Genomic DNA, 12,947 nt, shown 5'->3' with positions numbered 1-12,947 from the left:
CGCGGGCGGTCGACGGGCCGCCGCGTCGTTCCATGAAGAAATCCTCATGGTCGTTTCATGGTTCCGCCGGAGTCGACGACGATGCTCGGACGCGTGATCCCCTCGCGGCGCACCGCAGCTCTGCTCGCGGCAGCGGCGGCCCTGTTCGCCGCGGTCTTCGTCGTCTTCACGCTCGCCGGACAGGCCGAGCCGCCCCGGATGCCCGCCGAGGTGACGATCGGCGAGTCCGCCCCGCCGCCCAGTGCGACCACGTCGTCGGCGCCGACCACATCGCCGCCACCGGCCACCCAGGAACCGCCACCGCAAGCGCCCCTGACCACGGTAGTACCCCCGCCACCGCCGGTCGGAGACGATGACGATGACGACGACTGATCCCGTGCGGGGCACCCGCATCCCGGCCAGGGTGAAGATCATGGCGTGGATGCTCGGCCTGATGGTCCTCGTGCTGACCACCGTCGTGCTCGTGGTCTGGCAGCTGCTCGCCTCCGGCATGGACGACCGGGTGGCCAGGGCGATCGAGCAGGAGGCGGGCGAGTTCGGCAACTTCGCCGGCGTGGCGAAGGACCCGTCCACCGGACAGCCGATCAGCGACCCGCACCAACTGCTGGAGGCCCATCTCCGGGCCCAGTACCCCGACGCGTTCGAGGTGCACCTCGGGATCACCGAGACCGGTGACCGGCTGCGCGCGCTGCGTCAGGGCGAACCACCGTACGACATCGGCGCCGACGACGCCCTGCTGCGGCGGATCGTCGCCTCCCCGACGCCCTACGGCGAGGCGGACACCCCGGCCGGGCCGTTCCGCTGGGGCAAGGTGCACGCCCTGCCGCGGGAGGGGACGGGCGACGGCGCGGGCGGGTGGTTCGTCACCGGCTACTTCCTGACCGGGCTCGGCGCGCAGGACCGCCAGACCATCGACCTGATGGTGCTGGTCAGCGCGGTGGGACTGGTGGTCGCGGCCGTGGTGGCGTGGCTGGTCGCGGGCGAGATCCTGGCGCCGTTGCGGATGGTCCGGTCGGCCGCGGCGCAGATCGGCGAGGAGGACCTGAGGCGCCGCATCCCGGTGCACGGCCGGGACGACATCGCAGCGTTGGCCGAGCAGTTCAACGCCATGCTCGACCGGCTGGAACAGGCGTTCCGGGCGCAGCGAGAGTTCATCGACGACGCGAGCCACGAACTGCGCACCCCCATCACGATCGTGCGCGGGCACCTGGAAGTGATGGGGGACGACCCGGTGGAACGGGCCGAGGTGGTTCGGCTGTGCACCGACGAACTGGACCGGATGAGCCGCATCGTGGAGGACCTGCTGTTGTTGGCCAAGGCGCAGCGGCCGGACTTCCTGCGCCCGGAACCGGTGTCCCTCGCGGAGCTGACCAGCGACATCGACGCCAAGGTCCGGGCATTGGGCCCGCGCAGGTGGGTGCTGGAGGCGTTGGGGGAGGGAACAGTGCGGCTCGATCCGCAGCGGGTGACCCAGGCGGTCGTGCAACTGGCCCAGAACGCGGTGCAGCACACCTCCGCGGGTGACGAGATCCGTCTCGGTTCGGCGTTGGGGGACGGAGCGGTGTCCCTGTGGATCAGCGACGACGGCCACGGCATCGTGCCCGCCGACCTGGAGCGGATCTTCGAGCGGTTCGCCAGGGGTTCGAGCAGGCCCGCCGACCGGGGCGGCGCCGGGCTGGGGCTGGCGATCGTGAAGGCCATCGCCGAAGGGCACCGGGGCACGGTGAAGGTGCTCTCCTCACCGGGAAAGGGCACCACCGTGGGCATCGAACTGCCGACCGGACCGTCTGCTGTGGAGGGTGGTGTGGGATGAGCGGCCGGATACTGATCGTCGAGGACGAGCAGCGCATCGCGTCGTTCGTGGAGAAAGGGCTGCGCGCCAACGGGTTCACCACCAGCGTGGTCGGGGACGGCGACACGGCGCTGGCCTGGGCGCTGACCGGTGACTTCGACCTGGTCGTGCTGGACCTCGGGTTGCCGGGCCGGGACGGGTTCGCCGTGCTGCGCGCCCTGCGCGAGGCCAAGGTGGCCACGCCGGTGGTCATCCTGACCGCCCGGGACTCGGTGCACGACACGGTCGCCGGCCTGGAGGGCGGCGCGGACGACTACATGACCAAGCCGTTCCGGTTCGAGGAGCTGCTCGCCAGGGTCCGGCTGCGACTGCGGCCGGCGGACCGGGCACCCGAGGTGACCGTGCTGCGGCACGACGAGCTGTCACTCGACCTGCGCACCCGACGGGCCCGACTGCCCGATGCCGTCGTCGACCTGACGGCCAGGGAGTTCGCCTTGCTGGAACTGTTCCTGCGGCATCCCGGCCAGGTGCTGTCCAGGGAGCAGATGCTCTCGCACGTCTGGGGCTACGACTTCGATCCGGGTTCGAACGTGGTCGACGTGTACGTGCGGGCGTTGCGCCGCAAGATCGGCAACGACCGGATCCAGACGGTGCGGGGGATGGGCTACCGCCTCGGGGTCTGATCCCGGCAAGACCACTGCGGTCGGGCGACCCGTCCACACATGAGGGCAGTTTCATCAAGCGCTCACGGATCGTTCAGCCGCCGGCCACAGGCTGGTCGTCATGAAGGTCGCGACAGACGGGAACACGACGCCACCCTGGACGTCGGCCAGAACTGTGCCGATCAAGCCCTCTCAGGCCGGGACCTCTCAGGCCGGGACTACGCCGAACCGGACCGCACCGAACCTGAACACGCCGAACCTGACCACGCCGGGTAGGGACGCGCCGGGTAGGGACGCGCCGGGCAGGGACGCGCCGGGTCGGAATGCTTCGGGCGGGAATGCGCCGGGTCGGAACGCGTCGGGCCGGCCGGGGCGCAGGCGGACCGCAGTGCCGGGGCGCAAGCGAGCCGTGGTGAAGGCCGTGATCGGTGTGCTGGGTGTGGGCGCGGTCGCGCTGTTCCTCCTCGTCGGTGGCACCGGCTTGCCTGCCGACGGCAAGGCCACGTTGCTCGTGTTCGCCGTCGCGGTCGCCGCCTGGGTGTTCACCGGGCTGGACGACACGTACGTCGCCCTCTCCGCCGCGCTGCTGCTGGTCCTGCTCGGCGTGCTCGGTGGTGACGAGCTGTTCGGCGCGCTCGGCGGTGACACGATCTGGCTGTTGATCGCCGCGTTCGTCCTGGCGGCCGGTGTCGGCGCGACAGGCCTGCCCGCGCGGGTGGCGGTCGGTCTGGTCGCCAGGGCGCGCAGCGTCCGGCAACTGGCGCACCTGGTCACGGTCGCCCTCGTGCTGACCGCGTTCGCGGTGCCGGCCACCTCGGGACGCGCCGCGCTGGTCCTGCCCGTGTTCCTCGCACTGGCCAAAGGACTGGCCGACCGGCCGCGAGTGGTTCGCGCACTGTCCCTGCTGTTCCCCACGGTCATCCTGCTCTCCGCCGTCGCGACCCTGATCGGCGCCGGCGCGCACCTGATCACCAGCCACCTGCTGCTCACCGCGACCGGAGCGGGCATCGGTTTCGGCCAGTGGCTGCTGCTCGGGCTGCCGCTCGCCGTGATCTCATCGCACGCGGCGGCCGAAGTCGTGCTGCTGCTGTTCACCCGCCGATCCGACCGGGTGCGACGCCTGCGCGTCGACGCCGACCGGCTGGGCCGGCTGGCCAACGCCCCGCGCTCCGGTCACCTCGAACCGGCGGAACGCCGGGCGCTGATCGTGCTGGGCCTGGCGTCGGCGGCCTGGATCTGCGAGCCCTGGCACGGTGTGCCAGCCGCGGTGGTGGCGCTGGCCGCCGCGCTGGTGATCACGTCGCCGAAGCTGGGCACCGTCGCGCTCGGCCCCGCGCTGGCCGGGGTGCCGTGGTCGTTGCTGCTGTTCATGGCCGCCACCGCGGCCCTCGGCACGGCGTTGACGGGCTCCGGGGCTGCTGCCTGGCTGACCGGGAACATGGCGGGTCTCGGCGGTGGCGACCTCGTCTTCCTGGCCGCGGTCGTGGGCGTCAGCACGGCGGCGCACCTGCTGGTGCAGTCCCGGTCCGCGCGGTCGAGCGTGCTCGTCCCGGTGCTCATCCCGCTCGCCGCGGCGCTCGGGCTGAACCCGGCCGCGGTGGCTTTCGTCTCGACCGCGGCTGCCGGGTTCTGCCACACCATGCCGTCCTCGGCCAAGCCGGTGGCGATCTTCGCCGCCGTGCCCGGCACGGCCACGTACATCCGGTCCGATCTGCTCAAGCTCTCGGCGCTGCTCGCACCGCTCAACGCCGCGCTCGTGCTCGGGTTCGCACTCGTCGTCTGGCCGCACCTCGGCCTGCCACTGCGCTGAGTGGACCTGCTGAGTGAACCTGGTGCCTGTCCCCGCCGCGCCGCCGCCTCCTTCTTAACCCGGCAACGTCAATGGTGCGCGGAAAGTTTCCCAAAAATCTTCCATTGACACTCAAGTCGCTCACTCGGGTGACGTGGCTTGGGGTGCCGGCGCACGGCGGGAGTACACCGACCGTACCAGCGGACGTCCCGGCCCTGCCGACCATTCCGCTGATTGTCCACTGTGGAGGAAAAGTCATGATGCCGCTGAAGTTCGTCGTTGCACCGAGCGGGTTCAAGGAATGCCTCGACGCGGAGGAAGTGGCCGAGGCCATCGCGGCGGGCGTGCGCCGCGTCGTGCCCGGCGCCGTGGTCGACCAGGTGCCGTTGGTGGACGGCGGCGAGGGCTCGGCGAAGGCGTTGGCGGCGGCCACCAACGGTGAGTTGGTGCCGGTGGTGGTCAGTGGACCGCTCGGCCACCCGGTGCGGTCGCACTTCGCGGTGCTCGGCGGTCCCGGCCCGCGTACCGCGGTGGTGGAGATGGCGGCGGCGGCCGGGCTGCGGTTGGTGCCGCCGGACGCCCGCGACCCGGGTGCGACCACGACCTACGGCGTCGGCGAGTTGATCGGCGCGGCGCTGGACGCCGGTTGCGAGCGGGTCCTGGTCGGCTGCGGTGATTCCGGCACCTCGGACGGCGGCGCGGGCGCTCTGCGGGCGTTGGGCGTCCGGCTGCTCGACGAACGGGGCGAGGACCTCGTCCCCGGTGGGAGCGCGCTGGTGGACGTGCGCCACGTCGACGTGTCCGGACTCGATTCCCGGCTGGAGAAGATCGAGCTCACGCTGGCCTGCAACCCGCACAACGTGCTGTGTGGCGACCGCGGCGTCGCCAGGGTTTTCGGACCGCAGAAGGGAGCCGGCCCGGCACAGGTCGAACAGTTGGCCGCGGCGATGGACCGCTGGGCGGGCGTGCTGCACTCGACGTTCGGCGTGGACGTGCGGCACGTGCCCGGCGGCGGCGCGTCCGGTGGGCTCGGCGCGGGCCTGGCCGCCGTGCTCGGCGCGACGCTGACGCCCCGCTTCGAGGTGATGCTGGACCACGTCGACCTCGACGCCCGGCTGGCCGACGCCGACCTGGTGATCACCGCCGAGGGTGCGATCGACTTCCAGACACCGCACGGGAAGGTGCCCGCCGAGGTGGCCCGGCGGGCCAAGCGGCAGGGCAAGCCGGTGATCGCGCTGGCGGGCACCATCGGGCGCGGTGCCCGGCGCAGCCACGACGTGGGCATCGACGCGTACGCGGGCATCCTGGCGGCTCCCGTGCCGCTGGCCGAGGCGATGGACAACGCGGCGGAACTGCTCACCGATGCCACCGAGCGCGTGCTGCGCATGGTGCTCGTCGGCGCCTCAATGCGGCGTTGACGCTGTGGAAACAAGTGATTAACGTCGCCGGTAAGGAATCGACCGCATTTCGATAGCGTGCCGCCAACCGCCGCCTCCGTTTGTCGGCAACCGGGTTCACCTGTGTGAACGCATTCACCAGCGTGAACTTCCGGGTATTCGCAACAGGAGGCTCGATTGAGCAAGCACAGATTGGCCTCGCTCGCCGCGGTGGCGAGCGGATTCATCTTCGCGGTGGCCGTTCTGGTGGTGCCGACGGCGTCGGCCGCCACGCTGTTCGGCGACGATTTCGAGGACGGCAACTCGACCGGCTGGAGTTCCAGCGGCGGTAGCTGGTCGGTGGTCACCGACGGGTCGCGGGCCTGGCGGCAGTCCGGCACCAGTTCCGACGCCAGGGCGTTGGCGGGCTCGGTCTGGTCCGGCCAGACGGCGCAAGTGCGGGTCAAGCCGACCGCGTTCAACGGCGCGAACCGGCACGTCGCCGTGACGGCGCGGGTGCAGAACACCGGCAACTACTACTACCTGGGCCTGTCGAACGCGGGATCGGTGGTGCTCGGCAAACGGGCCGGTGGCGGGCTCACCACCCTGGCGTCCGCGCCGGCCACGGTGACCGTCGGCACCTGGTACACGTTGCGGCTGGAGGTGTTCGGCAGCACGCTGCGCGGCTTCCTCGACGGCACCCAGGTCGTGACGGCGACCGACACCACGTTCGCGAGCGGTCGGATCGGCCTGGCGAGCTACTACGCCGCCGCGTCCTTCGACGACGTGCTGGTGACCGACGTGGCGGGCCCCGGCGGGCCGACCACGAGCACGACGACCACGACCACCACCCCGCCGCAGCCGGGCACCTGCCCCACCACGGGCACGCCGACCGGGTTCGCCTCGGTCGACGCCTGGGGCCAGAACGGCACGACCGGCGGCGCGGGCGGGCCGACGATCGAGGTCGACACGGCGGCGGAGTTCCTGGCCGCGATCGCGCAGGCCGGGCCGTTGAACATCTGCGTGCGCGGCATGATCGCGTTGCCCGGCCCCATGCACGACGTCACGTCGGACAAGACGATCGTCGGCATCGGTTCCGCCTCCGGCCTCACCGGGGGCGGGCTTAACATCGGCCTGCCGATCTCCGAGATCACCGCGCCACCGGCCGACGCGGTGCACAACGTCATCGTCCGCAACCTGGTGTTCCGCAACTGGGCGGACGACGCGATCAACGTGCAGATGTTCTCCCACCACGTCTGGCTCGACCACAACGACCTGTCCAACGGCTACGACGGCGCGATCGACATCAAGCGCGGGTCCAGCTACGTCACCGTCTCCTGGAACCACACCCACGACCACGCCAAGAACATGCTGCTGGGCCACGACGACAGCAACGGCGCCCAGGACATCGGCCGGTTGAAGGTGACCTACCACCACAACTGGTTCAACGAGACCCCGCAGCGCAACCCGCGGGTCAGGTTCGGCGAGCCGGTGCACCTCTACAACAACTACTACTTCCACAACACCGACGTCGGCGTGGCGTGCCAGGCGGACGGGGGTTGCCTGGTGGAGGGCAACTACTTCGAGGACGTGGAAGAGCCGGTGAGCAACAGCTACGCCGGTCCGGGCGGGCGTTGTGTGGCTCGCAACAACGTGTTCGCCGGTGATGAAGCGGGCCAGCCGGATTGCAGCGGCAGCGTGCAGGAGGCGCGGGACTACTACGCCTACACGCTGGACGACCCGAACAGCGTCAAGGCCATCGTCACGGCGGGCGCGGGCGTCGGGAAGATCGGGAGCTGATCCTCGTCGTGAACGGCGTGGCCGCCTCGGCCACGCCGTTCACCTGGTCGTTTACCTTCGGTTGGCCGGTCCGGTGATTTCTTGGAGGAATCCTTACTTAGCGTTGTCGTTCTCCTGCGCTGCTGCTTCTGCGTGTCACGCGAAAGTGGTGTCACACAAGTTCAACAACCGCAGGAGATGACAATGCGTAACATTGGTCGTGTTCGTTTGGGAGCGGTCGCCGCCGCCGGGGCGTTGGCTCTCACGCTGACCGCGTGCGGTGGTGCCGGCGCCCAGCCGTCAACGCCGGCCGCCAACTCCGCCCCTAACGCTGTCAGCGTCGTTCAGCCGAACAACAAGGAGATCGAGACGCTGTTCGACAACTGGAACAAGGCGCTGGCCACGCTGGACCCGCAGAAGGTCGCCGACCTCTACGCCCCCGACGCCGTGCTGCTGCCCACGCTGTCCAACAACGTCCGCTCCGACCGGGCCGAGATCGTCGACTACTTCGAGCACTTCCTGGAGAACAAGCCGCAGGGCGAGATCCTGGAGCGCCACGTCAAGGTGCTCGGGTCGAACTCCGCGATCGACACCGGTACCTACCGGTTCACCCTCGGCAAGGACGGCAGCAAGGTCGACGCCCGCTACGCCTACGTGTACGAGAAGGTCAACGGCAAGTGGCTGATCGTCAACCACCACTCGTCCGCCATGCCCGAGAAGATCTGACTCTAGGCAGCTCGCAGCACGATGCGGACGCACAACCCGCCCGTCTCGGGCTCGTGCAGGCTCACCGTGCCGCCGTCGTCGGTCACCAGCTGTTTGACGATGGAGAGCCCGAGACCTGAGCCGGAGCGGCCCGTCAGCCCCGGACCACGCCAGAACCGGTCGAAGGCCCGCTGCCGGTCGGCAGCGGGCAAACCCGGCCCCTGGTCGATCACGTCGATCACCGCCTTGTCGGCTTTCCGCCTGCTGACCACGGTGATCGTGGCGTTGTCCGGGGACACGCCCAGCGCGTTCGACAGCACGTTGTCCAGCACCTGCTCCAGGTGCCCGTGGCCGGCCAGGGCGCGCAGGTCCGGGTCGGCGGCGTCGTGCCGGAGCCGGATGCCGTGTTCGTCGGCGGCGGCACGCCAGGTGTCGAACCGGTCCGCCACGACGTCGACGATGCGCATCGGCTCCGGGGTGGCCACCGTGGACTCGGCCCTCGCGAGTGCGAGCAGGCCGTTGACCAGCCTGCTCATCCGCACGACCTCGGCGGTGGCGTGGTCGACGTCCTCGCGCACGAACGGGTCCTCCACGCCGTCCGCGATGTTGTCCAGGGACAGGCGCAGCGCCGTCAGCGGGGTGCGGAGCTGGTGGGAGGCGTCACCGATGAACGCGCGCTGCGACCCGACCAGGGTGCCGATGGTCTCGGTCGCGGTGTTGAGCGTGCCGGCGAGCGTCCGGGTCTCCGGCGGCCCGGTCTCGGCGACGCGCGCGGTGAGGTCGCCGTCACGCAGCCGGCCCGCCATGCTGTTGAGCTCGCGGAGCGGGCGGGTGAGCCGGCGGGCCAGCAGGACGCCGACCACTGCCGCCACGATCAGCACCGTGACGGCCAAGGCGGCCCGGAAACCCCAGATTTGCCACAACCGGTTGATCACCGGCGCGGACGGGTAGCTGATCCGGATCGCGCCGACGACCGTGCCGTCCGGCGCCTTGGCGGGCACCGCCAGCACGAGACCTTCGGCTTGCAACGCGTCGGCGTGACGCCACTCCAAGTACTCCTGGCCGTTCAGCGCGTCGGTGAACGCCGGATCGTCGACAGCGACCGGGAGCGGCATCGGGTCCACGGCGGTGCGTTCGGCCGTCAGGACGTCCAACCGGCCGAGGGTCTGGTCCTGGTAGGCGTCCACCAGCCGGGCCAGCGCCTGCCGGGACGGCGCGTGGTCGGAGGCCAGGAGCAGCGCGGCCACCTTCGCCTCCCGGCGCGCGGAGTTCTCCTCGTCGGTGTACAGCTGGTCGGTGAGCGTGAACGCGACCGGGACCGTGAACGCGGCGATGGCCACCAACACCAGGAGCACGTAACTCGCGGCGAGCTGGCGGGTCACGTCAGCACCAGCCGGAACCCGACCCCGCGCACGGTCTCCACGGCGGCCGCGTCACCGAGCTTGCGCCGCAGCGCGCCGACGTGCACGTCGAGGGTCTTGGTCGGGCCGAACCAGTTGGCGTCCCAGACCGCTTCCATGATCTGCTCGCGGGTGAACACCGCGCCCGGTGCCTCGGCGAGGAACGCCAGCAGGTCGTACTCCTTCGGCGTCAAGGTGATCTCGATGCCGTCGACGTGCACCCGGCGGGCGCGTCGGTCGATCGTCAGCCTGCTCGACCTCGTCGCGTCCGGCTGGGCGACCGCGGGCCGGACCCGCCGCATCACCGCGCGCATCCGGGCGATCACCTCGCGGACCCCGAACGGCTTGGACACGTAGTCGTCCGCGCCGATCTCCAGCCCGACCACGCGGTCGGTCTCGTCCGCCCGCGCGCTGATCACGATGATCGGCACGTCGCCGCGGGCCCGCAGTTCACGGCACACGTCCAGGCCGTCCATGTCGGGCAGGCCGAGATCGACCAGGACCATGTCGGTCGGCTCCGCCGCCAGCGCCTCGGCCCCGGTCTTCACCCACTCGACGTCGAACCCGTACCTGCTCAGACCTCGCGTGAGGGACTCGGCGATCGGCTCGTCGTCCTCCACCAGCAGCACCCGCATGCACGAATCCTCGCACTGTCCCCTTGCGACACCAACGCCCACACCGCACGAGCGTTCAACTCACCCGTTCTGAACGTTCAACTCACCCGTTCCGAACGTTGGACACGCGCGTTCTGAACGTTGGACACGCGCGAGAGCCGAACGTTCAGGTACCCCGAATTCAACGCTCAGGACGGAGGTGGGCCGGCGCGAGCGTTGAACCCAGGGGGCCTGAGTGTTCGACTCTCGGGTCCAGTTTCCCTTGCAGGGCAAAGAGTTATGTGGTCTGGACCAGTGTCGTCAATGAAGATCACGGTCGGGAAACGACCGCATCGTCCGGTTCCGGTCGGGCAGGTGAACGACCGTGTTTCCCGGCTCGTCCGAGTGCGCGCGGCAGCAAGAACGCCACCATGAGAACAGCGATCGACACCGCGCTCACACCACCCGTCACCCACGCCACGTACACGCCCATGGCGAACACCTCGCCGCCCAGCCCCGCCACCGACGTCACCGTCGCCCGCGCGTCACCGGTGATCCGCTCCTGCAACCGGGCCTCGGCGGTCACCAGCACCAGCCGGTACACGCCGTAGAACACCGCGACCACCGCCAACCCCGCCGGGTGACCGACCAGACCCGCCGCACCCAACAACACCGCCGAACCGCCCAGCAGCACACCCAACGGCAGCCGGGTGCCACCCAACGCGGCACCGGCCGCACCGGCCAACGGGATGGCCAACGTCGCCAGCGGCACCCACACCGTCGGCACCCGCCAGTCCGCCGCGATCAGCGGGAAGTACTCCTCGAACGCGTCGATGGCGGCCAACATCGCCACCACCAGCACCGCCAGCCGGACGTCACGCACCCGCACGGTCTCCGACCAACCGGACCGCAACGTGGCCAGGTAGCTCTCCGGTTCCGGCCGCGGCGTCTCCGGCAGCCGGGTCGCCACCAGGGCCGCGGTCAGGCAGGCCGCCACGCTCACCCAGCCGACGAGCGCGAAACCGCCGGTCGCGAACAGCACCGTGGCCAGGAGGGCGGCCGGGATCTGCGCCAGCAGGCCACTGGCCGTGACGCGGCCGAGGACCCGGCCGAAGTGCTCCGGGGCGCCCGCCGCCACCAGGCCGTCGTGCAGCAGGGCTTCCAGCGCGCCCGACGACATCGCGCCGCCCACGCCCCACAGCACGAACCCCACCGCGAAACCGGTGAAGCCGGGTAAGGCGGTCCACACCGCGTACCCGGCCGCCTGGCACACACCCGACCCGACGACCGACCACTTCCGCGAGAACCGGTCCGCGAACGCCCCGAACGGCACCTCGGCCACGATCGCGACCGTCGACCAGATCGCGAACAGCGCCGAGACCTCGGCGTCCGACAACCCCGTGGCCACGAACAGCAGCGCGTACAACTGGTAGATCGGCACGGTGTCGGACAGCACGGACCAGCCCACCGCGAGACGGGCCAGCGGCCGAGCCGGGGGCGGTAGAGGGTGTCAACCAAAGCGCATAGGCCCAGGCTAACCCGCCTCCGGCTCGGCCGTCACACGGTTAAACCGGTGCCGTCAGACCGGCTCGGGGACCTGTTTGCGGCGCGTGCTCAGCGCGGCGTCGACCAGCAGGAACGCCAGCAGGCTCAGGCCGAACAGCGGTACGAACCAGCCCACGCCCACGGCCACCACCAGCACGGCGATCAACTGCCCGCGGGGCACCTTCCGCCACTGGCCGCGCGGCACCGGACGGCCGAAGCCGCGGGTCGGCCGGCGCAGCCACCACACCCGGTAGCCCAGGACCACCAGCGTCACCAGGCCGAGCCCGATGGCCAGCAGGAGCAGCTGGTTCGGCCAGCCGAACAGGATGCCCATGTGCGCGTCGATGCCCCACCGGGTGAGCTTCGCGGCCAACGGGTAGTCGGCGAACCGCACCTGGTCCACCACGTCACCGCCCATGACCGCCACCGCGTCCACCTGCGACGGCCACCCGCGTCCGACCTCGGTCACCGTCCACGGCGCGTCGGCGGACGCGGGGAGGCTGATCTCGACCTTGTCCCCGTCGATGCCCGCCGACCGAGCGGTCGCCAGCACGGCATCCACGTCGTCCGGTGACGCGGGCGCGGTCGTGCCGCTGCCGTGCCCGGCGTGGCCGTCGCCCGCGCCGAGTGACGGCGTGGTCCAGTCGAGCGCTTTGCGCAGGTCGGAGACGTTCTCGCCGGCGTAGGCGGACCAGGTCAACCCGGTCGCGGACAGGAACAGCGCGCCGACCAGCACCCACAGGCCGAGCACGGCGTGCCGCTTGGTCGCGGGCTTGGTCCGCTGGGTGCGACGGCGGCTGAACCACAGGAACACGCCGCCCAGCGCGACCACCCACAGCCAGGACGCGGCCAGCTCGCTGTAGAGCCGGCCGGGTTCGCCGAGCAGCAGGTTGCGGTGGATCTGGTCGATCGTGGTGCGCAGCGGCAGCACGCCGCTGGTGCCGTAGGTCATCAGGTCGCCGACCACGGTGCCGTCGGCCGGGTTCACGAACACCGTCGGCCGCGCGTCGCCGTCACTGGCGAACAGCACGCGGGTCGTCGCGCCGGGCTCGGGCGCCGGGCGGACGGCCACCAGCTCGTCACCGGGTCGGGTCGCCACGGCGGCCTCGACCTGGTCGGCCAGCGGCACCGACGACGTGGACACCGGCACGCGGAGCTGGTCGGAGTAGACCCACGACTCCAGTTGCGGAGTCGCGGCGTAGAGCACGCCGGTCAGGGCGGCGATCAGCACGAACGGGCCGACGAGCACGCCCGCGTAGAAGTGGAAGCGCAGCACGAGGCCGCGCCAGGACTCTGTCATGGCGAG

General features: G+C 70.9%; 11 protein-coding genes. 7 read left to right on the top strand and 4 right to left on the bottom strand.

Going from position 1 to position 12,947, the window contains the following annotated elements:
• Positions 1-57 precede the first annotated feature (57 nt).
• The 7 genes from ALI22I_RS34515 to ALI22I_RS34485 all read left to right on the top strand — a co-directional run bounded on the left by ALI22I_RS34515 (position 58) and on the right by ALI22I_RS34485 (position 8,124).
• Positions 58-372, top strand: a complete 315-nt coding sequence (locus ALI22I_RS34515) for a hypothetical protein (RefSeq protein ID WP_083752226.1) — start codon at positions 58-60, stop codon at positions 370-372.
• Complete coding sequence (locus tag ALI22I_RS34510; RefSeq protein ID WP_202971140.1) at positions 359-1,813, top strand: sensor histidine kinase; 1,455 nt, start codon at positions 359-361, stop codon at positions 1,811-1,813. Before ALI22I_RS34515 ends, ALI22I_RS34510 begins: the two co-directional genes overlap by 14 nt.
• Positions 1,810-2,475, top strand: a complete 666-nt coding sequence (locus ALI22I_RS34505) for a response regulator transcription factor (RefSeq protein WP_077009729.1) — start codon at positions 1,810-1,812, stop codon at positions 2,473-2,475. Before ALI22I_RS34510 ends, ALI22I_RS34505 begins: the two co-directional genes overlap by 4 nt.
• A gap of 400 nt (positions 2,476-2,875) precedes the next feature.
• Positions 2,876-4,264 carry an SLC13 family permease gene (locus tag ALI22I_RS34500; protein WP_238598723.1) on the top strand — a complete coding sequence of 463 codons (1,389 nt, stop codon included), beginning with the start codon at positions 2,876-2,878 and terminating at the stop codon, positions 4,262-4,264.
• Positions 4,265-4,500: 236 nt separating this feature from the next.
• Positions 4,501-5,661 (top strand): glycerate kinase family protein, encoded by a 1,161-nt coding sequence (locus tag ALI22I_RS34495; protein WP_238598722.1) that lies wholly within the window; start codon positions 4,501-4,503, stop codon positions 5,659-5,661.
• Between the two features lie 156 nt (positions 5,662-5,817).
• On the top strand, positions 5,818-7,419 hold the full coding sequence (locus ALI22I_RS34490) for a pectate lyase family protein (RefSeq protein WP_202971139.1): 1,602 nt from the start codon (positions 5,818-5,820) through the stop codon (positions 7,417-7,419).
• A gap of 183 nt (positions 7,420-7,602) precedes the next feature.
• A complete protein-coding gene (locus ALI22I_RS34485; protein WP_202971138.1) occupies positions 7,603-8,124 on the top strand; it encodes an SgcJ/EcaC family oxidoreductase in 522 nt (173 codons plus the stop codon).
• A 2-nt stretch (positions 8,125-8,126) separates the two neighbouring features.
• Here the strand turns inward: ALI22I_RS34485 and ALI22I_RS34480 are convergent, their stop codons facing one another.
• The 4 genes from ALI22I_RS34480 to ALI22I_RS34465 form a co-directional block, all read right to left on the bottom strand.
• Positions 8,127-9,485: a sensor histidine kinase gene (locus ALI22I_RS34480; protein ID WP_077009725.1), complete on the bottom strand. Its 1,359-nt coding sequence runs from the start codon at positions 9,483-9,485 to the stop codon at positions 8,127-8,129.
• Positions 9,482-10,138 carry a response regulator transcription factor gene (locus ALI22I_RS34475; protein WP_077009724.1) on the bottom strand — a complete coding sequence of 219 codons (657 nt, stop codon included), beginning with the start codon at positions 10,136-10,138 and terminating at the stop codon, positions 9,482-9,484. Before ALI22I_RS34475 ends, ALI22I_RS34480 begins: the two co-directional genes overlap by 4 nt.
• Positions 10,139-10,427: 289 nt before the next feature.
• The gene (locus ALI22I_RS34470) at positions 10,428-11,564 is read right to left on the bottom strand and encodes an MFS transporter (protein WP_077009723.1); all 1,137 of its coding nucleotides are present in this window, start codon (positions 11,562-11,564) and stop codon (positions 10,428-10,430) included.
• A gap of 111 nt (positions 11,565-11,675) precedes the next feature.
• On the bottom strand, positions 11,676-12,941 hold the full coding sequence (locus ALI22I_RS34465) for a PepSY-associated TM helix domain-containing protein (RefSeq protein ID WP_077009722.1): 1,266 nt from the start codon (positions 12,939-12,941) through the stop codon (positions 11,676-11,678).
• Between the last annotated feature and the right edge of the window lie 6 nt (positions 12,942-12,947).

The organism is Saccharothrix sp. ALI-22-I (genome assembly GCF_001984175.1).
Taxonomy (GTDB): domain Bacteria; phylum Actinomycetota; class Actinomycetes; order Mycobacteriales; family Pseudonocardiaceae; genus Actinosynnema.
The sequence above is the reverse complement of the archived record's forward strand: the minus strand, read 5'-3'. Positions and strand labels throughout refer to the sequence as shown.

Bases quoted from the DNA above. Each gene is read 5' to 3' on its own strand.
- ALI22I_RS34475 (WP_077009724.1), bottom strand. From the start codon at position 10,138: ATGCGGGTGCTGCTGGTGGAGGACGACGAGCCGATCGCCGAGTCCCTC.
- ALI22I_RS34495 (WP_238598722.1), top strand. From the start codon at position 4,501: ATGATGCCGCTGAAGTTCGTCGTTGCACCGAGCGGGTTCAAGGAATGC.
- ALI22I_RS34465 (WP_077009722.1), bottom strand. From the start codon at position 12,941: ATGACAGAGTCCTGGCGCGGCCTCGTGCTGCGCTTCCACTTCTACGCG.
- ALI22I_RS34485 (WP_202971138.1), top strand. From the start codon at position 7,603: ATGCGTAACATTGGTCGTGTTCGTTTGGGAGCGGTCGCCGCCGCCGGG.
- ALI22I_RS34505 (WP_077009729.1), top strand. From the start codon at position 1,810: ATGAGCGGCCGGATACTGATCGTCGAGGACGAGCAGCGCATCGCGTCG.
- ALI22I_RS34515 (WP_083752226.1), top strand. From the start codon at position 58: ATGGTTCCGCCGGAGTCGACGACGATGCTCGGACGCGTGATCCCCTCG.
- ALI22I_RS34510 (WP_202971140.1), top strand. From the start codon at position 359: ATGACGACGACTGATCCCGTGCGGGGCACCCGCATCCCGGCCAGGGTG.